Annotated in this window: 25 protein-coding genes; 21 read left to right on the top strand and 4 right to left on the bottom strand. The window is 66.9% G+C overall.

The annotated features are described in order from the left end of the window. Window positions 1-79 precede the first annotated feature (79 nt). The 14 genes from SNE34_RS03185 to mgtE all read left to right on the top strand — a co-directional run bounded on the left by SNE34_RS03185 (window position 80) and on the right by mgtE (window position 11,954). Entirely contained in the window at window positions 80-1,093 is a 1,014-nt protein-coding gene (locus tag SNE34_RS03185; protein ID WP_332614675.1) for a KpsF/GutQ family sugar-phosphate isomerase, read from the top strand. Between the two features lie 18 nt (window positions 1,094-1,111). Then, window positions 1,112-1,693, top strand: a complete 582-nt coding sequence (locus SNE34_RS03190) for a KdsC family phosphatase (protein WP_332615659.1) — start codon at window positions 1,112-1,114, stop codon at window positions 1,691-1,693. After that, window positions 1,690-2,286, top strand: coding sequence for an LPS export ABC transporter periplasmic protein LptC (gene lptC, locus SNE34_RS03195; RefSeq protein WP_332614676.1), 597 nt, complete (start codon window positions 1,690-1,692; stop codon window positions 2,284-2,286). The genes SNE34_RS03190 and lptC overlap by 4 nt, the downstream gene beginning before the upstream one ends. Further along, window positions 2,276-2,848 (top strand): lipopolysaccharide transport periplasmic protein LptA, encoded by a 573-nt coding sequence (gene lptA / locus SNE34_RS03200; RefSeq protein ID WP_332614678.1) that lies wholly within the window; start codon window positions 2,276-2,278, stop codon window positions 2,846-2,848. Before lptC ends, lptA begins: the two co-directional genes overlap by 11 nt. Next, window positions 2,848-3,567 carry an LPS export ABC transporter ATP-binding protein gene (gene lptB, locus SNE34_RS03205; protein ID WP_332614680.1) on the top strand — a complete coding sequence of 240 codons (720 nt, stop codon included), beginning with the start codon at window positions 2,848-2,850 and terminating at the stop codon, window positions 3,565-3,567. Before lptA ends, lptB begins: the two co-directional genes overlap by 1 nt. Window positions 3,568-3,645: 78 nt before the next feature. After that, a complete protein-coding gene (locus SNE34_RS03210; protein WP_332614682.1) occupies window positions 3,646-5,109 on the top strand; it encodes an RNA polymerase factor sigma-54 in 1,464 nt (487 codons plus the stop codon). Window positions 5,110-5,177: 68 nt separating this feature from the next. Further along, window positions 5,178-5,504, top strand: coding sequence for a ribosome hibernation-promoting factor, HPF/YfiA family (hpf, locus tag SNE34_RS03215; RefSeq protein WP_332614683.1), 327 nt, complete (start codon window positions 5,178-5,180; stop codon window positions 5,502-5,504). A 5-nt stretch (window positions 5,505-5,509) separates the two neighbouring features. After that, window positions 5,510-5,989, top strand: a complete 480-nt coding sequence (locus tag SNE34_RS03220; RefSeq protein WP_332614685.1) for a PTS sugar transporter subunit IIA — start codon at window positions 5,510-5,512, stop codon at window positions 5,987-5,989. Between the two features lie 8 nt (window positions 5,990-5,997). Continuing rightward, window positions 5,998-6,963, top strand: a complete 966-nt coding sequence (hprK, locus tag SNE34_RS03225) for an HPr(Ser) kinase/phosphatase (RefSeq protein WP_332614687.1) — start codon at window positions 5,998-6,000, stop codon at window positions 6,961-6,963. A 6-nt stretch (window positions 6,964-6,969) separates the two neighbouring features. Next, window positions 6,970-7,863, top strand: coding sequence for an RNase adapter RapZ (gene rapZ, locus SNE34_RS03230; protein ID WP_332614688.1), 894 nt, complete (start codon window positions 6,970-6,972; stop codon window positions 7,861-7,863). A 73-nt stretch (window positions 7,864-7,936) separates the two neighbouring features. Continuing rightward, window positions 7,937-8,329, top strand: a complete 393-nt coding sequence (locus SNE34_RS03235) for a PTS sugar transporter subunit IIA (protein WP_332614690.1) — start codon at window positions 7,937-7,939, stop codon at window positions 8,327-8,329. Between the two features lie 51 nt (window positions 8,330-8,380). Beyond that, complete coding sequence (locus SNE34_RS03240) at window positions 8,381-8,650, top strand: HPr family phosphocarrier protein (RefSeq protein ID WP_332614693.1); 270 nt, start codon at window positions 8,381-8,383, stop codon at window positions 8,648-8,650. Between the two features lie 9 nt (window positions 8,651-8,659). Next, window positions 8,660-10,381: a phosphoenolpyruvate--protein phosphotransferase gene (gene ptsP / locus SNE34_RS03245; protein WP_332614695.1), complete on the top strand. Its 1,722-nt coding sequence runs from the start codon at window positions 8,660-8,662 to the stop codon at window positions 10,379-10,381. Between the two features lie 211 nt (window positions 10,382-10,592). After that, window positions 10,593-11,954: a magnesium transporter gene (gene mgtE / locus SNE34_RS03250; RefSeq protein WP_332614697.1), complete on the top strand. Its 1,362-nt coding sequence runs from the start codon at window positions 10,593-10,595 to the stop codon at window positions 11,952-11,954. 28 nt (window positions 11,955-11,982) lie between these two features. Here mgtE and SNE34_RS03255 read toward each other — a convergent pair whose 3' ends face one another. After that, window positions 11,983-12,930 (bottom strand): integron integrase, encoded by a 948-nt coding sequence (locus SNE34_RS03255; protein WP_332615660.1) that lies wholly within the window; start codon window positions 12,928-12,930, stop codon window positions 11,983-11,985. Window positions 12,931-13,204: 274 nt separating this feature from the next. Between SNE34_RS03255 and SNE34_RS03260 the strand changes: the two genes are divergently transcribed. From SNE34_RS03260 to SNE34_RS03285, 6 genes are all read left to right on the top strand, one after another. Then, window positions 13,205-13,651 (top strand): hypothetical protein, encoded by a 447-nt coding sequence (locus SNE34_RS03260; protein ID WP_332614698.1) that lies wholly within the window; start codon window positions 13,205-13,207, stop codon window positions 13,649-13,651. Between the two features lie 126 nt (window positions 13,652-13,777). Continuing rightward, window positions 13,778-14,371 carry an SEL1-like repeat protein gene (locus tag SNE34_RS03265; RefSeq protein ID WP_332614699.1) on the top strand — a complete coding sequence of 198 codons (594 nt, stop codon included), beginning with the start codon at window positions 13,778-13,780 and terminating at the stop codon, window positions 14,369-14,371. A 1,282-nt stretch (window positions 14,372-15,653) separates the two neighbouring features. After that, window positions 15,654-16,037, top strand: coding sequence for a hypothetical protein (locus tag SNE34_RS03270; protein ID WP_332614701.1), 384 nt, complete (start codon window positions 15,654-15,656; stop codon window positions 16,035-16,037). A 36-nt stretch (window positions 16,038-16,073) separates the two neighbouring features. Continuing rightward, entirely contained in the window at window positions 16,074-16,472 is a 399-nt protein-coding gene (locus tag SNE34_RS03275) for a GFA family protein (protein ID WP_332614703.1), read from the top strand. Window positions 16,473-16,563: 91 nt separating this feature from the next. Continuing rightward, the gene (locus SNE34_RS03280) at window positions 16,564-17,109 is read left to right on the top strand and encodes a YaeQ family protein (protein ID WP_332614705.1); all 546 of its coding nucleotides are present in this window, start codon (window positions 16,564-16,566) and stop codon (window positions 17,107-17,109) included. Window positions 17,110-17,125: 16 nt separating this feature from the next. Further along, window positions 17,126-18,334 carry a BaiN/RdsA family NAD(P)/FAD-dependent oxidoreductase gene (locus SNE34_RS03285; protein WP_332614707.1) on the top strand — a complete coding sequence of 403 codons (1,209 nt, stop codon included), beginning with the start codon at window positions 17,126-17,128 and terminating at the stop codon, window positions 18,332-18,334. 31 nt (window positions 18,335-18,365) lie between these two features. Here SNE34_RS03285 and SNE34_RS03290 read toward each other — a convergent pair whose 3' ends face one another. The 3 genes from SNE34_RS03290 to SNE34_RS03300 form a co-directional block, all read right to left on the bottom strand. After that, window positions 18,366-18,776, bottom strand: a complete 411-nt coding sequence (locus SNE34_RS03290; RefSeq protein WP_332614709.1) for an EF-hand domain-containing protein — start codon at window positions 18,774-18,776, stop codon at window positions 18,366-18,368. Window positions 18,777-18,897: 121 nt separating this feature from the next. Next, window positions 18,898-19,293, bottom strand: a complete 396-nt coding sequence (locus SNE34_RS03295; RefSeq protein WP_332614711.1) for a host attachment family protein — start codon at window positions 19,291-19,293, stop codon at window positions 18,898-18,900. Between the two features lie 72 nt (window positions 19,294-19,365). Beyond that, window positions 19,366-20,223 carry a PA4780 family RIO1-like protein kinase gene (locus SNE34_RS03300; protein WP_332614713.1) on the bottom strand — a complete coding sequence of 286 codons (858 nt, stop codon included), beginning with the start codon at window positions 20,221-20,223 and terminating at the stop codon, window positions 19,366-19,368. Between the two features lie 105 nt (window positions 20,224-20,328). Here SNE34_RS03300 and SNE34_RS03305 point away from each other — a divergent pair, with 105 nt between their 5' ends. Then, window positions 20,329-20,775, top strand: coding sequence for an FKBP-type peptidyl-prolyl cis-trans isomerase (locus tag SNE34_RS03305; protein WP_332614714.1), 447 nt, complete (start codon window positions 20,329-20,331; stop codon window positions 20,773-20,775). The last annotated feature ends 1 nt before the right edge of the window (window position 20,776 follow it).

The following is a 20,776-nucleotide window of genomic DNA, read 5'->3' on the forward strand; positions in this document are numbered from 1 at the left end:
GCGCCGCAACGCGGGTTTTTGCGCGGGGATACGCGTAAAATCAATCGTTCTAGCCTAGCGGAAAGCCCCCTGCTCCGAAATGGCAACATTCCCCGATACCCCAGCCATCCCCGCGGAACCCGGCAACGCCGAACTGGCCGCCAGCGGCCGCCGCGTGTTCGAGATCGAGGCACAGGCGCTCGCCGCGGTGTCCGAACGGCTCGACGGCGACTTCAGCGCCGCCTGCCGATTGATGCTCGGCGCCCGCGGCCGGGTGGTCTGCACCGGCATGGGCAAGTCCGGCCACGTCGCCCGCAAGATCGCCGCGACCCTGGCCTCCACCGGCACCCCGAGCTTCTACGTCCATCCCGGCGAAGCCGGCCACGGCGACCTCGGCATGATCACCGACGCCGACGTGGTGATCGCGCTGTCGTACTCGGGCGAGAGCGACGAGGTGCTGATGCTGCTGCCGGTGCTCAAGCGCCAGGGCAACAAGCTGATCACCATGACCGGCCGGCCGAACTCGACTCTCGCGCGCGAGGCCGACGTGCACCTCGACGTCAGCGTGCCGGCCGAGGCCTGCCCGATCGACCTCGCCCCGACCTCCAGCACCACCGCGTCGCTGGCGATGGGCGACGCGCTTGCGGTCGCGCTGATGGAGGCGCGCGGTTTCACCGCCGACGACTTCGCCCGCTCGCACCCGGCCGGCGCGCTCGGCCGAAGGCTGCTGCTGCACATCGCCGACATCATGCATGGCGGAGCGGACGTGCCGCGGATCGGCCCCGATGCGACCGTCAGCGAGGCGCTGGTGGAGATGAGCCACAAGCGTTTGGGCATGACCGCGGTGGTCGACGCCGACGGCAAGCTGCTCGGCCTGTACACCGACGGCGACCTGCGCCGCAGCCTCGACGACCGCAACGTCGACCTGCGCACCACCCGCATCGACGCGGTGATGACGCGCGCGCCGAAGACCATCGATTCAGACGCGCTCGCGGTCGAGGCCGCGCAGTTGATGGAGGCGCACAAGATCGGCGGCCTGCTGGTGGTCGACCGCGAACAGCGCGTGGTCGGCGCGCTCAACATCCACGACCTGTTGCGCGCGCGGGTGGTCTGAGCGATGTCCTACAGCACGATGTCCTACAACCACCACGACGACTACCCCGCGCACATCCGCGAACGCGCCGCGCGGGTGCGGCTGGCCTGCTTCGACGTCGACGGCACCCTGACCGACGGCCGCCTGCTGTTCGACAGCGAGGGCCGCGAGCTCAAGGCCTTCCACGTCCACGATGGCCTCGGCCTGGTACTGCTGCGCAAGGCCGGGATCGAGGTCGCCTTCATCACCGCGCGCGCCAGCACAATCGCCGAACGCCGCGCCGCCGAGCTGGGCCTGACCGAGGTGCACACCGCGGTCGCCGACAAGCTGGCGCGGGTCGGCGAGATCGCCGCGCGCCTCGGCATCGGCATGGACGAGGTCTCGTTCATGGGCGATGACCTGCCCGACCTGAGGGTGATGTCGCAGGTCGGCTTCTCGGCCGCGCCGGCCAGCGCCCATCCGTGGGTCCGCGAGCGCGTCAACTGGCGCACCGCCGCCGCTGCCGGCCAGGGCGCGGCGCGCGAATTCTGCGACCTGCTCCTGGCCGCGCAAGGCCGGGTCGAGTCCCTGCTCGAAGATGTCACCCGGATCGAAGGCGTGCGGGTCGAGGGCAACGCATGAGCGCCGCCGGCATCAACCTGCCGTCGATGAGCTGGCGGGTGCTGGTATCGCTCGGCCTGCTGGCGATCGCCGCCATCAGCGGCTGGTCGCTGTGGTCCAAGCGCAACGCCCCGAGCGACACCGTCGCCGCCGCCGACAGCCGTCCCGACTACGTGCTGCACGACTTCACCCTGGTCGCGCTGGACGCCCAGGGCCGCGAGACCTTCACCCTGCGTGCCCCGAAACTGGCGCGCGACCCCGGCACCGAGACGATGGAGATCGTAACTCCGCTGTTCCTGATCCCGCCACGCGAGGGCTCCAGCAATGGCGATGCCTGGCAGGTACGCGCCGACACCGGCTGGGTCAGCGCCGAAGGCGACGAGTTGCGCCTGCGTGGCGCGGTCAAGGCCGAAAGCGACGGCAGCACCGACATGCCGGTCACCATCACCACCGAACAGCTCAGCGTGTTCCCCGAGGCCGACCGGGTGACCTCGCCGGTCGCGGTCACCATTAATAGACCGGGCTCTATACTTCGCGGCAATGGCCTGGAAGTGAACCTGGCCCGCAAGCAGTACACGCTCCAATCCGAGGTCCGCTCCCGGTATGCCCCTTAACATCCCCCACCGCACGACCGCGACCTGGTTGCTGATCGCACTGGCCATCGGCTGCAGCCCCGCGGCACTGGCGCGCAAGTCCGACCGCAACCAGCCGCTGATTGCCGAGTCCGGCATGCAGCAGGGCAGCCTCGACGATGCCACCCCCACCGTATTGTCGGGCGGTGTCACCATCGACCAGGGCAGCCTGCACGCCGAATCCGGCCGCGCCGAGATCTACACCCGTGGCGGCGACATTTCCCGCGTGCTGCTCATCGGCAGCCCGGCACGCCTGCAGCAGGTCCTCGACGACGGCAGCCCGATGAACGCGGTCGCCAACCGGATCGACTACAACGTCAACAACGAGACCGTGGTGTTCACCGGCGACGTGGTGATCAAGCAGCCGCGCGGCAGCCTGAGCGGCGAGCGCGTGGTCTACAACATGGTCAACGGCCAGGTCACCAGTGGTGGCGAAGGCAATGGCCGGGTCCGGATGCGGATCCTGCCGAGGGACACAGGCGCGGCCGAGGACAGTGACACCGCGCCGGAACCGGCCGACGACTCCGCCGCGGAGGGCGGCTGATGCTGGTCGCCCAGGGCCTGCGCAAGGCCTACCGCTCGCGCGAGATCGTCCGCGACTTCGGCCTGACCCTCGATGCCGGCGAAGTGGTCGGCCTGCTCGGCCCCAACGGTGCCGGCAAGACCACCTGCTTCTACATGATCGTCGGGCTGGTCCCGGCCGACGCCGGGCAGATCACGCTCGACGGCAAGGACATCACCGGCGACCCGATGTACGTGCGCTCCAAGTACGGCGTCGGCTATCTGCCGCAGGAGCCCTCGGTGTTCCGCAAGCTGTCGGTCGCCGACAACCTGCGGGTGGTGCTGGAGCTGCGCGAGGACCTCGACAAGGCCGGCCGCGAGCGTGAGCTCGAGTCGCTGATGGAGGAACTGCAGGTCACCCACGTCGCCGACCAGCTCGGCGCCAGCCTGTCGGGCGGCGAGCGTCGCCGGGTCGAGATCGCCCGCGCGCTCGCCGGCAAGCCGCGACTGATGCTGCTGGACGAACCGTTCGCCGGCGTCGATCCGATCTCGGTCGGCGAGATCCAGCGAATCGTGCGCCACCTCAAGAATCGCGGCATCGGCGTATTGATCACCGACCACAACGTCCGCGAAACCTTGGGAATCTGCGACCGCGCGTATATCCTCAACGAAGGTGGCGTGCTCGCGCAGGGGGCTCCGGACGCGCTGCTGGCCAATCCCGACGTCCGTCGCGTGTATCTGGGCGAAACCTTCCGCCTGTAGCCCAAGGCGCTGCGCGTGCAGCGATCATGATGCGCCGCAGCGGCCGTCGGCCTCTCCCGCCCGCGTTTGTTTTCCATCATGAAGCCCCGCCTCCAGACCTCGCTCGGCCAACACCTGGTCATGACCCCGCAACTGCAACAGGCGATCCGCCTGCTGCAGATGTCGGCGGTCGAGCTGGAGGCCGAGCTGGTCAACGCGGTCGAAAGCAATCCGCTGCTGGACTGGACCGAAACCCCGGCCCTCGCCACCCATGATGAGCCGGCCTCGCCGGGCGACGGCGAACGCCGCGACGATGGCCGCCAGGACGACCGCCATGACACCGATGGCGTTGGCATGGACACCGCGATCCCGCCGGAAGCCGACTGGAGCGGCAGCGACGGCGATACCTGGTACCAGCGCGTCGGCCCGGGCGACCCCGGCGACGAAGGTTCGGCCGCCGAGCAGGTCGCCGAAACCGAAACGCTGCACGACCACCTGTTGTGGCAGTTGCACCTGAGTCCGCTGTCGCCGCGCGACCGCCAGATCGCGGTGGCGCTGATCGAGTCGATCGACGACAACGGCTACCTGCACGAATCGCTGGAGTCGATCGCCGCGACCCTGGGCACCGACTTCCACGCCGGTTGCGAAGAGATCAACACCGCGCTGTGCCAGATCCAGCGCTTCGACCCGGTCGGCGTCGGCGCCCGCGACCTCGCCGAGTGCCTGCGCCTGCAATTGCAGCCGCTGCCCGACGACACCCCGGGCAAGGCACTGGCCTGCAAGCTCGCGAACGGCGTGCTCGAACGCCTGCCGAAGGTCGGGGTCGCCGGGCTGGCCGCGGAAATGAAGCTCGACCCGGCGCAGGTCGATACCGCGGTGCAGTTGCTGCGCTCGCTCGACCCCCGCCCCGGCGCCCAGATCGGCGCGATCTCGACCGACACCTACGTCGCCCCCGACGTGGTCATCTGGCGCCAGCACGGCGTATGGCGGGTCGCGTTGTCGGACAGCATGCGTCCGCGGGTCGGCATCCACCGCGGTTACGAGGGCATGATCCGCCACGCCAGCGCGTCCGACGCCAGTTACCTCAAGGGCCACCTGCAGGAAGCACGCTGGCTGCTCAAGAGCCTGGAGGCGCGCGGCGACACCCTGCTCAAGGTGACCCGCTGCCTGCTCAGCCAGCAGGCCGGCTTCCTCGAATTCGGCGACAGCGCGCTGCGGCCGCTGACCCTGCGCGAGGTCGCCGCCGAGGTCGGCCTGCACGAATCCACGGTCTCGCGCGCGATCGCCCGCAAATACGCTCGCACCCCGCGCGGGACCATCCCGCTGCGCGGCTTCTTCGCCTCCGGGATCGACACCGGCGGCGGTGGCGAAGCCTCCAGCACCGCGATCCAGTCGATGATCCGGCAGCTGATCGACGCCGAGAACCCGCGCAAGCCGCTGTCGGACGCGCGTCTGGCCGAAAGCCTGAAATCCACCGGGATTCCGGTCGCCCGCCGCACCGTCGCCAAGTATCGCGAGGCCATGGGTATTGCCTCGTCGCAGGATCGCGTGCGGATGGGCTGAGCGGGCAGCCATCGACGCCGGGCTGGGCTATGCTGGACTCCCAGTCGCGACGTTAGAGGAGGTCTCCGATGCGTATCGAAACCCACGGCCAGCATGTCGAAGTCACTGCCGCCCTGCGCGACTACGTTGAAACCAAGCTCGGCCGCCTGCAGCGGCACTTCGACCAGCCGTTCGACGTGCGCACCCAGCTCAGCCTCGACAAGCCCGACCACCGCGCCGAAGCCACCGTCAACTTCGCCGGCCGCACCCTCCACGCCGACGCCGCCGCGATCGACATGTACGCCGCGATCGACCTGCTCACCGACAAGCTCGACCGCCTGCTGATGAAGCACAAGGAACAGCAGGTCGACCACCACCGTGGCGAAAGCCTCGCCCGCAGCGGCGAATTCGGCTAGTCGCGATGCCGCTGCAGCAGTTGCTCGATGGCGATCGCATCGCCATCCTGAACACGCCCGGTGACCGCGACGCGGTCATCGACGCGGCCGCGCCACGGCTGGCCACGGCCGCCGTCGACGCCGCGACGATCGGCGCCAGCCTGCACGCGCGCGAGCAACTGGCCAGCACTGCGATCGGCCACGGCGTGGCGATTCCGCACGGCCGGGTGGGCGGGCTCGCCACCACCCGCGGCGCGTTCCTGCGGCTGGCCGAACCGGTCGACTTCGGCGCCGCCGATGGCCAGCCGGTCGACTTGGTGCTGGCGATGGCGGTGCCGGAGCACTCCTTGCAGGAGCACCTGCAGCAACTGGCGGAGGTGGCCGAGCAGTTCGCCGACGCCGCGTTCCGTGAACGCCTGCGCACGGCGGTCGACCTCGCCGAACTGCGCCGCTGCCTGCTGCAGCCGTCGACCCGCCCCCTGTCCCCCAAGACCACGACGGCCTGACGATGCCGATGTACGCCCGTATCAGCGCCGGCGAGCTGTTCGAGCAGCAATGCGAGCGCCTCGACCTGCGCTGGTTTGCCGGCCAGGCCGGCGAGGACCGCTTCCTCGAAGCCGGCGAGACCCTCGCACGCCGGCCTTCGCTGGCCGGTTACCTGAATGCGATCTACCCCAACAAGGTGCAGATCCTCGGCACCGAGGAACTGGCCTGGCTGGATGCGCTGGATTCGCGCCACCGCTGGGAAACCATCGAGAAGATCATCCAGTTCCGGCCGCTGGCGCTGGTGATCAGCAAGGGCCAGTCCTGCCCCGCCGACCTGATAGTCGCGGCCGAGGAGTCGGGCACGCCGTTGTGGGGCTCGAGCTGCCGCGGCCACGAGTTGCTCAACCTGCTGCAGTACCACCTCGCCCGCACCTTGGCGCCGCGGGTAACCCTGCATGGCGTGTTCATGGAGATCTACTCGATCGGCGTGCTGATCACCGGCGATGCCGGCGCCGGCAAGAGCGAGCTCGCGCTGGAACTCATCAGCCGTGGCCACCGGCTGGTCGCCGACGACGCGCCCGAGTTCACCCAGATCGCTCCGGACGTGCTCGACGGCACCTGTCCGGAGATGCTGCAGGACCTGCTGGAAGTGCGCGGCCTGGGCGTGTTGAACATCCGCGAGATGTTCGGCGACACCGCGGTCAAGGGCAACAAGTACCTGCGCCTGATCATCCATTTGACCCGCCCGACCCGCGCCGGCGATCCGCCCGGCCCGGAGATGACCGGGCTGGAGCGCTTGACCGGCGAGAACAGCGCGCGCCGGGTGCTCGACCTCGACGTGCCAACCACCACCCTGCCGGTAATGCCGGGCCGCAACCTCGCGGTGCTGGCCGAGGCCGCCGCGCGCCTGCACAGCCTGCGGATGAAGGGCATGGACCCGGCCGCGGCGTTCATCGCCCGGCACAGCAACTTCCTCGAACGCGGCGAGAGCTGAGTCACGATGATCACCGTCCCCAACTCCAGCGCGCCCCACGCCACCCTGGTGATCGTCAGCGGCATGTCCGGCTCGGGCAAGTCGGTTGCGCTCAAGACCTTCGAGGACCTGGGTTACTACTGCGTCGACAACCTGCCAGCCGAGCTGCTGCCGCAGTTCGTCAGGAGCGCCACCGGCGACGGCAGCACCGCCGCCAAGCTGGCGGTCGGAATCGACGTGCGCAACAGCCATAACGACCTCAGCAGCCTGCCGTCGTGGCTGTCGGCGGTCGGCGCGCTCGGCCTCGACCCCAAGCTGATCTATTTCGAAAGCCGCGACGACATCCTGCTCAAGCGTTACGCCGACACCCGCCGGCGCCACCCGCTGAGCCAGCTCGGCCTGTCGCTGGCCGACGCGATCGCGCTGGAACGGCAGGTGCTCAAGCCGTTGCGGCAACTGGCCGACATCGTGCTCGACACCAGCGACCTCAACGTCCACCAGATGCGCCGCCACGTCATCACCGAGTTCGGCCTGGGCGACGACGGCAGCGTGTCGCTGCTGTTCGAGTCGTTCGCCTACCGCCGCGGGGTGCCGGCCGATGCCGACTTCGTGTTCGACGCCCGTTGCCTGCCCAACCCGCACTGGGACCCGACCCTGCGACCGCTGTCGGGCCGCGATGCCGCCGTCACCGCCTACCTCGATGCGCAGCCGGACGTGACCGCGTTCGCCTCGCAGGTCGGCCAGTTCCTCGACACCTGGCTGCCGCGGATGCACGCCGACACCAGCCGCAGCTACATCACCGTCGCGTTCGGCTGCACCGGCGGCCGCCACCGCTCGGTCTACCTGGCCGAACACATGGCCGCCCGGGCCCGCCAGAGCGGCTGGGACGAGGTCGCGGTGCACCATCGCGAGCTGGACTGACGCGTCGTGCCTGGCGCGCAGGCCCGGCGCCCGCGCCTTCCGGGAATTCACCCCCGTCTGTTAACTTCTCCGGATGGCTGTCGGCATCCTCCTCATCACCCATCCCGGCATCGGCAGCGCGCTGGTGGCAGTGGCCACGCGCCTGTTGCGCACCCTGCCGCTGCCGATCGAGGCGCTGGAGGTGCCGTTCGACGGCGATCCCGATGCGTTGTTGCCGCAGGCCAGCGCATCGTTGCGCAAGGTCGACGGTGGCGACGGCGTGCTGGTGCTGACCGATCTCTACGGCGCCACCCCGAGCAACCTGGCCGCACGGGTCGCGCGGCTCGGCACCCCGGTACGGAGGGTGTCGGCACTGAACCTGCCGATGTTGCTGCGGGTAATGAACTACGCCGAACTGCCACTGGACGAACTGCCGGCGGTCGCCGCCGCTGGCGCCCGCAACGGCGTGCAACTGGACGATACCTGAGCGCCACCATCGAGACGGTGCCGAAAGACGGAACCACAGGAAACCTCCCCCATGATCGAACGTGAACTGACCGTCTCCAACCGCCTCGGCCTGCATGCGCGTGCCACCGCCAAGCTGGTGCAGTTGCTGTCGGGCTACCGCTGCAACGTGACGCTGACCGCCAAGGGTCGCGAGGTCAACGCCAAGAGCATCATGGGGGTGATGCTGCTCGCCGCCGGCCAGGGGACCGCGGTCAAATTGCGGGTCGACGGCGAAGACGAGCAGACGGTGGCCGAGGCGGTCCAGAGCCTGTTCGACCGCCGCTTCGACGAAGACCAGTAAGGCGCGCCGGTGCGACAGGAATTCTCCGGACATGGGGCCTCGCGCGGCAGCGCGCTCGGCCGTGCCCGGGTGCGCCTGCCGCATGTGCTCGACGTGGTCGAGGAGCGCATCGCCGCCGAGGCGGTCGAAGCCGAATTGCGGCGCCTGCACGACGCGATCGACCGGGTGCGCACCGAGATGCACGTCATGCGCGAGCGCCTGCATGGCGCCCTCGCCCGCGAGGTCGGCGAGTTCCTCGACCTGCACGCGCTGCTGCTGGACGACCCGGAACTGCTGCAGGGGCTCGACGAGCTGATCCGCACCGGCCGCTACAGCGCCGACTACGCGCTGCGGCTGCAGCGCGATCGCATCGCCTCGGTGTTCGAGACGATGGACGACGCCTACTTCCGCAGCCGGCTGGACGACATCGACCAGGTGATCGGCCGCGTGCACGCCGCCCTGCACCGCCGCGATGTCGGCATGGAAGGCGTGGCCGGCGAGATCCTGGTGACCGACAACGTCGCTCCCGCCGAACTGGCGCAGCTACAGGCGCAGGGCGTGGTCGCGATCGTCACCAGCGTTGGCAGCGCGCTGTCGCACAGCGCGATCCTGGCCCGCAGTCTGCACCTGCCGCTGGTGGTCGGCGTCGCCAACGTGCTGCAACGGGTCAACGACGGCGACGCGCTGATCGTCGACGGCGGCAGCGGCCGGGTGGTGCTGGAACCCGCGCCCGACGACCTGCGCAGCCACCGCGCCCGCCAGCGCGGCTATGCGCGCGAGTTGCGCGAGCTCAACCGCATGCGCAGCGAGCCGAACCGCACGCGTGACGGTACCGAGATCGAGATCTACGCCAACGCCGAGTCGCGCGAGGACGTCGCCGAGGCGCATGCGCTGGGCGCGACCGGGATCGGCCTGTACCGAACCGAATTCCTGTTCCTGCAGCGGATGGAACTGCCCGACGAAGAGGAGCAGTTCCGCGCTTACCGCGACGTGATCCTGGGCATGAGCGGACGACCGGTGACGATCCGCACCCTCGACCTGGGCGCCGACAAGGCCGACCGCACCGGCCTGGCCTTGCGCGACGAACCCAACCCGGCGCTCGGCCTGCGCGGCGTGCGGCTGTCGCTGGCGCGCACCGGCCTGCTGGAAACCCAGTTGCGGGCGATGCTGCGCGCGTCCGGTTACGGCCCGTTGCGGATCCTGCTGCCGATGATCAGCAGCCGCGAGGAAGTGCGCACCGTGCGCGCCGAGATGATGCGGATCGCCCGCGACCTGCGCAGCGAAGGCCACGAAATCGCCGACTTCGTCGCGCTCGGGGCGATGATCGAGGTGCCGGCGGCGGCGATCGGATTGTCGAGTTTCATCGGCGGGGTCGACTTCCTGTCGATCGGCACCAACGACCTGATCCAGTACCTGCTTGCCGCCGACCGCAACAACGAGGCGCTCGGCGAGCTCTACACGGTGATGCACCCGGCGGTGCTGCGGCTGCTGCGCGACGCGATCCGCCTGGCCAACGCGCGCAACGTGCCGATCGCGGTCTGCGGCGAGGTCGCCGGCGACGCCCGGTTCGCACCACTGCTGCTGGCGCTGGGGCTGGAACAGTTCAGCCTGCACCCGACCAGCCTGCTGGAGGTGCGCCGGACCATCCGCAACTGCGACCTCGACCGGCTGCGCGCGAACGCGCCGGCGTTGATGCGTGCGCGAGACCGCAATGACATCGAACGCTGGGTCGACGCGCAGATCGGGCACTGACCTCGTAACCCTGTAGGAGCGGCTTCAGCCGCGATCGGATGGCCGGTCGCTCGTCCGACTCCCGATCGCGGCTGAAGCCGCTCCTACAACAAGCCCGCTGGGCAGCGGCGAGCGCAACAGCGATAATGCAGCCATGACCACCTGATTCGGTCGCACTCCGTCCCGGGACACCCGGCGACGCTGCGGCTCTTCCGCCCGCCCCGGAGCCCGCATGGCCGAAGCCGTCCGCCACGACAAGACCTCGCGCCAGCTGCGGCTGCTCTCCGAGGCGCTCGACAGCGGCCGCCTCGGCCCGGTCAAGCGCCTGGTCAACACCTTGTCGCCGGCCGAGATCGGCAACCTGCTGGAATCGCTGCCGCCCGGCAAGCGCATGATCGTGTGGGGCCTCGTCGACGCCGAGGACGACGGCGAGGTGCTGGTCCACGTCGGCGACGAGGTCCGCGAGAGCCTGCTGGCGCACATGGACCCCGACGAGATCGTCGCCGCGGTCGAAGACCTCGACATCGACGACCTCGCCGATCTGGTCGAGGACCTGCCCGACACCGTCATCGACGAAGTGCTCAAGTCGATGGACCGCGAGAACCGCGAGCGGCTCGAGCAGGTGCTGTCCTACCCCGAGGACACCGCCGGGCGCCTGATGAACCCCGACGTGGTGACCGTGCGCACCGACACCACCGTCGACGTGGTGCTGCGCTACCTGCGCCTGCGCGGCGAGTTGCCCGAGCACACCGACCACCTGTACGTGGTCAGCCGCCGCCACCAGTACCTCGGCCGGATCGCCCTGGCCGCGCTGCTGACCCACGAGGCCAGCACCCCGATCAACCGGCTGATCGACGACGAGCAGCCCGCGATCGACGTCGAGGAGTCGGCCAACGAGGTGGCCCGGCAGTTCTCCGACCACGACTGGCTCAGCGCGCCGGTGGTCGACGACAACCACACCCTGCTCGGCCGCATCACCATCGATGACGTGGTCGACATCATCCGCGAGCAGGCCGAGCACCAGGCCTTGAGCGCCGCCGGCCTGGACGAGGACGAGGACCTGTTCTCGCCGGTGCGGCGCGCGTTCCGGCGACGGCTGATCTGGCTCGGCGTCAACCTGTGCACCGCGTTCCTCGCCGCCGGCGTGATCGGCCGCTTCGAGGGCGCGATCGAGCAGATCGTCGCCCTGGCGATCCTGATGCCGATCGTCGCCGGCATGGGCGGCAACGCCGGCACCCAGGTGCTGGCGCTGATGATCCGCGGCCTCGCGCTGGGCCAGATCGGCTCGTCCAACGTCGGCGTGCTGCTGCGCAAGGAACTGGCGGTCGCGCTGATCAACGGCCTGTGCCTGGGCGTCGGCCTGGGCCTGATCGTGCTGTGGTGGTTCCGCGACCCGATGCTGTCGCTGGTGATCGGCAGCGCCCTGACCATCAACCTGCTGACCGCCGCGACCGGCGGCGTGATCGTGCCGATGACGCTCAAGCGACTCGGCTTCGACCCCGCGCTGGCCGGCGGCGTGGTGTTGACCACGGTGACCGACGTGATGGGGTTCCTGAGTTTCCTCGGGCTGGCGACGCTGGTGCTGCTGCGCTGATCGACCTGGACCAGCCCCTCCGCTCGGGTCAGTCGCGATCCAGCGGACTCAGTACCCCGCCCGCGCCGCGCCCCAGCACGTGGGTGTAGATCTGGGTGGTCGCCACGTCCTTGTGGCCCAGCAGTTCCTGCACCGTGCGGATGTCCTGGCCCGACTCCAGCAGATGGGTGGCGAACGAATGGCGCAGGGTATGGCAGGTCGCCGGCTTGTCGATACCTGCGCGCTCCCTCGCCGTCTTGACCGCGCGTTGCAGCACCGCCTCGTCGACATGATGGCGGCGCTTGCGGCCGCTGCGCGGGTCCAGCGAATGTCGCGGCGACGGAAACACGTACTGCCAACCGAATTCGCGTCCCGCATTGACATATTTGCGCGCCAGCGCGTGCGGCAGATGGACCTCACCCAGCCCGAGCAGCAGATCCTGGCCATGGATCACGCGCACCCGCCCGACCTGCTCGCGAAGCCGCTCGCGCAACTTGCGCGGCAACGGCACCCGTCGATCCTTGCCGCCCTTGCCGTTGCGCACGCAGATCTCGTTGCGACCGAAGTCCACGTCCTTGACCCGCAGCCGCAAGCATTCCATCAACCGCATCCCGGTCCCGTACAACAGCGCCCCCATCAGCCATACCTGCCCATCGAGCAGCGCCAGCAGCCGCGCCACCTCCTCGCGCGACAACACCACCGGGATCTTCTGCGGCCGCTTGGCCCGCACCACCGACTCCATCCACGGCAGGTCGATGCCGAGCACCTGCCGGTACAGGAACAACAGTGCCGACAGCGCCTGGTTCTGGGTACTGGCCGCCACATCGTCGCGCGTGGCCAGCGATGACAGGAACGCCTCGACCTCGACCACTCCCAGATCGCGCGGATGCCGCTTGCCGTAGGCCAGGATGAAGCGCTTGATCCAGTACAGATACACCTGCTCGGTGCGAACGCTGTAGTGCCTGACCCTGCAACGCGCGCGAACCTGCTCCAGCAACCGCGGCGCCCGCACCCGCTCCTGAAAAGTGGAGGTCGGCGTTGAAGCCCCGTCCGACGCGCCTTTCCCGCCAGATAACACCGCATCTTCGGGGCGATAAGACATGACACCTCACAAACGCCGGATTTCCATCCAGCGTCCGACATCCGTCGCGACGTCGAAAGCGGATAAGTCGTTGGTGTTGTGTAAGATTTCCCTGATTGACGCCGCCCACCGCCGCAGGCGACGATCCTTTAATACCCCACTTTGGGGATCTACTAAGCGTTAGCTTGCAATGACAGATCAGTTGCCACTCGCCAGTAAACTTGCCCACAACATTGGCCTGATTGTGCTTCAGAGCCAAGAGCTTGAGCGCAATCTCAAGCTGGTCGTGGCGGCTATGGATCAACCAGCGACGACGTCCGTAATCCAGCGACATCAGGGGCTAAGGCGCCGCTCTTTGGGCGAGGTCGTAAAACGCTTCCTTGCAAATGTGACCGTAACGGAAGGCAGTGTCGCCCATCTAGAAAGTTACTTTCAGTTATTACTAGATCGCCGCAATAATGTAGTTCACCACTTCTTTGAGGTATATGGTGCGGACCTAGAAGCTGGCAAGCACACCGAGGTGCTCGCAAGCTTGGCCAAGCTCCACGGCGAACTGCGCCACGTCGCCACCTCCTTCAGAGGCGTTAATCGAGCGTTTCTGGAGAGCTTGCAGGAGGAGCCACCGCTTGCAAGCTAACAATTCGTTCAAGCCGAACTTGCTTCGTTCCACCAAAGCCATGGCCAAAAAGCTTGCCATGGCTTTGGCTCCACTACGCAAGTCGGCTTAACTCAGGCGTTAGGCAGCGGAATCGAGATCGTCGGCTTGTCCAGACAACGCGACCCCAAGATCACCAACATTCTTGATGTGCCCGCATACGGCCGGGCACTCGATCGGCTTCGCGACGGGTCAGGCCTCGACGCGCGGAAGCATGCCGAGCGTCTGATTGCAAAAGGCGACTCACACGGCCACGCCCTCTTGGGCGCCATCTATGAGCTCGGTGCGAGTGACCTGAAGCCTGACGCAGAAAAGGCGCTGCATAACTACACCATGGCGGTAGAGCTCGGCGGCTCCGTAGAGGCAGCGCTCGGCTATGCTCGCATCAAGTATTTAGGCAAGACTGGGGTCCAGGATATTCCCGAGGCGCTACGCGTTTACGAGAAAATGGCAGAGTTCGACAACCGTATTGGACACTATATGTGCGCCAAGATCGTCCTCGATCAATCACCCAGCCCGGAGCAGGTCGTTTTCGCGCGCCACCATGCCAAGGCAGCGTTGACACTAGGACTGCTCCGTGCCAAAGAACTGCTCGCGACCGCCGCAGCGAAGGAGGGGCGGCTGCTGCCTGCACTGCGCTGGTCTCTTTCAGCACTTCTTGACCGGTTAAGATCCCGCGGGACCGCCGATCGAACGATCTAGGTGTGCGGTTCACGGGCCGGTGCCTAACAATTCGTTCAAGCCGAACTTGCTTCGCTACACCAACAACGGGGCAGGTAAAGCTTGCCACGTTGTCGGCTACGCTACACAAGTCGGCTTAACTCAGGCGTTAGGCGGCCATGTCTAGAATCGCATTGCTCAGTTTTCTACTGCTTCTGTCGGCTGCGGGCACTGCGGCTCAATCAAGCTCGTCCGTGTCAAGCAATTCAGGCAAGCCTTGGGCTAAGTATTGCCACCTTAGCGGCATTACTTTTTCGTATCCCGAGGATCGAGATTACCTTGCGGCATCTGCCGAACGTTGTGACGCAACAGATGCGTGTGTCCTATCATGCATCCGTAGCGGATGCGCCAAGGGCGTCGGAGGCGGTTGCTTTCATATGTGCTCTTCTGGCGCCGAAGGTGATAGCGACATGCTGCAAAGGGCGCGCAAATACCAAGATCGTACGGCCTACCTCTGCCGTAGGCCGCCTAACAATTCGTTCAAGCCGAAACCGCTTCGTTCCACCAAAGGCATGGCAGGTTAAGCTTGCCATGCCTTTGGCTCCACTACGCGGTTCGGCTTAACTCAGGCGTTAGGCCCCTGGAGGCAGCTTTGTCACTACCGTTAGCACTCTTTGCTGCAATTGGCCTCAGATCCGGCAAAGAGCCTATTGCCACTGATGGCTTAGTCGAAGCATCGGCCAACTTTGACGCACACTTGGTTAAGCCTTTCCTAACTCAGCTTGCTGGGCGCTTTGAGACTGGCCTTACTGCTCAAAGTGCAGCGGTATTGGNCCAAATGACACGTCGTCAAATCATGGAGAACTTCAGCATGAAAGCTCTCGCACTCTCAATTTCACTCATAACGCTCGCGGCATGCGCTACCAACTCCCCGCACTCCTCTGCTGACGCTATTAGCAACTACACAGCCACTCGCTAACCCGATGGCTCAGTTGCATTAGTCGTGACCGGCAAGACCGCTGCGCCGACGCCTCAAGTGAAGCCACGCTGCAGCTAGGCGACATGCTGGAAACAGCTGCCTCAATCGAGTGTCCAACCGGATATGACCTCACCCCGGACCCGGCGCCTTCAGTTCAAGTTGACGCTGGCACTCTTGTCGCCACGCTGCGTGGGGCGGCCCGTTGCAAGTAGTTTGGCGCCTAACAATTCGTTCAAGCCGATTCGAGCGTTAGGCCCAGAACTGGCTGCGGCCTGACAATTCATTCAAGCCGACGCCGCTCCGCTACAGGATCAAACGAGCCTAGGTACTGCCTGGAGAGCCCAGATGATATTCCCCCTTGATCTCAAGGCAATCGGTTACGGATTCGCCACATTTATCGCCGGCTGGTTGGCCATGAGCGTCATCGGTACGGGCGTAGTAAACGTTGGCCCTTCACCCATAGGCACGGCCGGGTGGTCGTTGTTTACCGTGTTGGGCTACATGGTTCCTGTGGTCGCCGGGTACGTAGCGGCCTACCGTGCGCCTGACAGGCGTGTTTTGCATGGCACTATCGGTGGCGCGGTAGGCGTACTGTTGTTTATTGCTCCTGTATCTCTAGTGCCAGGATACTCTTGGGCAGGGGCACCGGTGATAATCGCATCCTATGCCGTCCTTGCGTCTCTGGGAGCGATCCTGGGCAAACATCGTCGTGACAAGGTCGGCGAATAGGTACTGTTCGACCAACTTTAAGCAATTGAGAATTCGATGAAATATTTAACCGGTTCTTGCCTGTGTGGCAACGTAAAAATTCGCGTGGCCGACCAGTTCCACTTTGTCGGTTACTGTCACTGCTCGGAGTGCCGGAAATGGTCCGGCTCGGCATTCGCCGCGGGCGGACTTGTCGGCGCCGAGAATTTCGAGATCGTCTCGGGCGAGGAACTTGTCTCTTGCTACCATAATTCCGAGGAAACGGACTTGTGTTTTTGCGGCACCTGCGGTGCAAGTTTGTTTTCCAAGAAGCTGAAACTCGGAAGCTACATTGTCCGGCTCGGCATCCTGGACGACGCGCCCACGCAGAGACCCAACGTCCACATATTTACCGCGTCGAAAGCCCCCTGGTTCGAACTTACCGACCAACTTGCGAAGTTCGAGCAGCTGCCCTGACGCCGGTGGAGGCGCTCGACGAGCGTGGTCCGGGGGAACGCGACCTGGCCATGGACGCTAGAATGGCTGCCCTTCCGCGAGCCCATCGCCAATGGCCCTCAATTCCACCGTCGTCAAAGCCGAGTTGCAGGTCAGCGACATGGACCGGCACTACTACGCGACCCACAACCTCACCCTCGCCCAGCATCCGTCGGAAACCGACGAGCGGCTGATGGTGCGGTTGCTGGCGTTCGCGCTGTATGCCGACGAGCGGCTGGAGTTCGGCCGCGGGATCAGCGACGAGGACGAGCCCGCGTTGTGGAAGCGCGACTACACCGGCGAGATCCAGTTGTGGATCGAGCTCGGCCATCCCGACGAGTCGCGGATCAAGAAGGCCAGTGGCCGCGCCGAGCAGGTGGTGGTGGTCAACTACGGTGGCCGTGCGTCGGACATCTGGTGGGACAAGATCGCCAGTTCGCTGACTCGGCTGAAGAACGTCACCGTGATCGACCTCCCGGCCGAGGTGGTCGACGCGCTGCCGGCAATCGGCGAGCGCGGGATGCGCCTGAACGCGCTGATGCAGGACGGCGAACTGCAGTTGATGGGCGAGCGCGGCAGCACCTCGGTGCGGCCGACGGTGCGGATGGCGCCGCGCTGAGCGACCGCGCGCGGCGATGGAGCATTACGACGTCCTGGTGATCGGCGGCGGCGCCGCCGGGCTGATGTGCGCGGTCACCGCTGGGCGCCGCGGCAAGCGGGTGCTGGTGGTCGAGCACGCCAACAAGGTCGGCAAGAAGATCCTGATGTCGGGCGGCGGGCGCTGCAATTTCACCAATACCGGCACGTCGCCGGAGAACTTCCTGTCGGCCAACCGGCATTTCTGCAAGTCCGCCCTCGCCCGGTACACCCCGTGGCACTTCATCGAGATGGTCGAGCGCCACGGCATCGCCTGGCACGAGAAGGAGCTGGGCCAGCTGTTCTGCGACGTGTCATCCAAGCTGATCGTGAAGATGCTGCTCGACGAGTGCAGCGATGCCGGGGTGCGGATCGAGACTTCCTGCGGCGTCGACCGGGTGGTGCATGGCGAGGCCGGCGCGACCGGCAGCAAAATGTTCCACCTGCACACCGCGCGCGGGGCGTTCGCCGCGCCGGCGCTGGTGGTGGCCAGCGGCGGGCTGTCGATCCCGAGCATGGGCGCCAGCGGGTTCGGCTACGAGTTGGCGCGGCAATTCGGCCATGCGCTGCTGCCGACCCGCGCCGGGCTGGTGCCACTGACGCTCAGCGGCAAGCACCAGGAGCGGCTGGCCGACCTCAGCGGCGTGGCGTTGCCTGTCACCGCCAGTTGCAACGGACAGGACTTCAGCAATTACATGCTGGTGACACATCGCGGCATCAGCGGGCCGTCGATCTTGCAGATCTCGTCGTACTGGCAGCCCGGCGATACGCTGCGGCTCGACCTGCTGCCGGGCCGCGACGCGCTCGACGCGCTGCTGCAACTGCAGGCCGAGCGGCCGGCCGCGGAACTGCGAACCCTACTCGGCGAACTGCTACCCAAGCGTTTCGCCCAACGCCTGTGCGAGGTTTGGCTGCCGCAGTTGCAACCCAACCGGCCGATCCGCCAGTTCAACCTGCCGCAGTTGCGCGAGGTCGCCGCGGTGCTGGCCGACTGGCCATTGGTCGCCAGCGGCACCGAGGGCTACCGGACGGCCGAGGTCACCCTGGGCGGGGTCGATACCGACGGGGTATCGTCGAGCACGATGCAGTCGCGCCACGTGCCGGGCCTGTACTTCGTCGGCGAGGTGCTCGATGTCACCGGCTGGCTCGGCGGCTACAACTTCCAATGGGCCTGGGCGTCGGGCCATGCGGCGGGCAGCGCGGCCTGAGTGCCGCGCGCCCACTGGTGCGAGCGGTGCTTTAACGGTCGTTCTTGGCCTCGAACTCGGCCTGGCTGATGTTGCCATCGCCATCGGCATCGAGCTTGGTCATTTTTTCCTGGGCGCCCGCAGCGTGTTCGGCCGCGGACACGGCGCCGTCGCCATCAGTGTCCATCTTCTGGATCATTTCGGCGGAGGACTTGCCGTGTGCACCGCCTTTCGCCGCGTGGGCGGAATCCATCTCGGCGGCGGTGATACTGCCATCGCCATCGGCGTCGGCTTCCTGGAACATCGCCGTGGCACCGGCGTCGTGCTCTTGCGCGGAAATCATGCCATCGCCGTTGGTGTCGAGCTTCTGCCACTTTTCCTCGTTGGCCAACGCGGTGCCGGCCAGTGCCAGCGCGCCGATCACGGTGGCAGTACGGAGAGCTAGGGTATTGAAACGCTTCATCGTGGGTTCCTCGGTCGGGGGAGCGCGCATTGCGCGGACTGCTGCGCGACACTAGTGGCTGCAAAGTTATGCAGGCGTGTAACCGGCGTGACGCTCCGGTACGCCCCCCGGAGAAGCCCGTTCAGGACAGTTCGCGCTCGATCTCCTCGAGCGGGACGTTGGTCAGGTTCTTGCCCAGTTCGATCCGCAGCCGGTTCTGGACTTCCTTGTGCAGCAGTGGCCGCATCTCGCCGAGGGTCTGCTCGTCGGCGATCAGCACCAGGTCGTCGTAGGCGCCCTTGAGCGCGGTGTCGTTGAGCCGTTGCGCCAGTTGCTTGGCGAACGTGGCCTTGTCGATCTGATAGCCGGTCGCGCCGTCCGGCAGGCTGCCCGCGGGGCCGTCGTCGTTCATGTTCATCAGTTCCAGCAGCTGGAACTGGTGCAGCGATACGGCGCGCGCATCGCCCTGGTTGCGGAACACCCGCGCGCCGGTGCCATCGGCCACGACCACGAGCGCGTTCGGCGGAACTGTGTGCATGTCGATCTCCTCGGTGCCGGTCGATGCAGCGACCGTAAGCCCGTCGGGGTTATGCACGCGTGTTCGGCGCCGTCAGTCGTCCTGTTCGGCCATCTCGCGGCCCTGCTGGCGGATCAGCGCTTCCTCGCGGGCGTCGCGGATCGCCAGTTGCACACTGTCGAGGTCGGCACTGGATTCGTCGAACTCGAACTCGCCGGTGAGCTCGCTGTCGGGCCGCAGGTCGCCGACTTCGTACAGCGCCCACATCTCCTCGGCGTAGTGGGTCGACAGCAGCTCCGGGGCGAACCGGCCGAGGCTCAGGGTCAGGTTGTTGACGTCGCGCTGCAGCATCCGCCGCGCGGCGTTGTTGCCGGCGGCGCTGACCACCTGCGGGAAGTCGATCACCACCGGGCCGTCGGGCGCGACCAGTACGTTGTACTCCGACAGGTCGCCGTGGATCAGGCCGATGCACAGCATCTTCTGCACCTGGTGGACCAGGAAGCGGTGGAACCCGCGCGCCTGAACCGGCGACAGCTCGACCTCGCCCAGCCGCGGCGCCGAATGGCCGTCGGCGTCGACCACCAGTTCCATCACCAGCACGCCGTTGAAGAACCCGTGCGGCTGCGGCACGCGCACGCCGGCATCGACCAGTTGGTAGAGCGCATCGACCTCGGTGTTCTTCCAGGCCGCTTCCTGCTCCTTGCGGCCGAACTTGGTGGCCTTGCCGATCGCGCGCGCCTGGCGGCTGCCGCGCACCTTGCGGCCTTCCTGGTACTGCACGCGCTGCTGGAAGCTGCGCTGGGCCATGTCCTTGTAGACCTTGGCGCAGCGGATCTCCTCGCCGACGCGGACCACGTAGACGGACGCTTCCTTGCCGCTCTTGAGCGGGCGCAACACCTCGTCGATGACGCCGTCGTCGATCAGCGGCTGCAAGCCTGCGGGGGTTCTCATCTATTCGCGGTTCGTCCTGGAAATGGCGGCCAGTATGGTCGAATGCCGCGGCAACGTCGCGGACGGATCGGCTAACCTGAGCGGAGCCATACAGGAACCCGACCGATGCGCCTGCGCCCGTTCCGTCTCTTTGCCTTGCTGCTGTACGGAGTGTTGCTGGCCGCCTGTGCGGATCCGGGGCCTCCGCCGGGCGGCAGTGTCGCCGAGCTGCAGCGGATCGACCTCAAGACCGGGACCGGCGCGGTCGCCTCGTCCGGCGACGAGGTCAGCGTCCACTACACCGGCTGGCTGTACGACGAGAACGCGCCGGACCAGCGCGGCGAGCAGTTCGACAGCTCGCGCGAGCGCGGCGAACCGTTCACGTTCCTGCTCGGCGCCGGGCGGGTGATCCGCGGCTGGGACGACGGCGTCGCCGGCATGCGCGTCGGCGGGCAACGGGTGCTGCTGATTCCGTCGGCGCTGGGTTATGGCCGCAAGGGCGCCGGCGGGGTGATCCCGCCGAATGCCTCGCTGGTGTTCGAGGTCGAGCTGGTCGACGTCAAGAAGCAGTAGT

It is taken from the genome of Novilysobacter erysipheiresistens (assembly GCF_036663935.1).
Classification (GTDB): Bacteria; Pseudomonadota; Gammaproteobacteria; order Xanthomonadales; family Xanthomonadaceae; genus Novilysobacter; species Novilysobacter erysipheiresistens.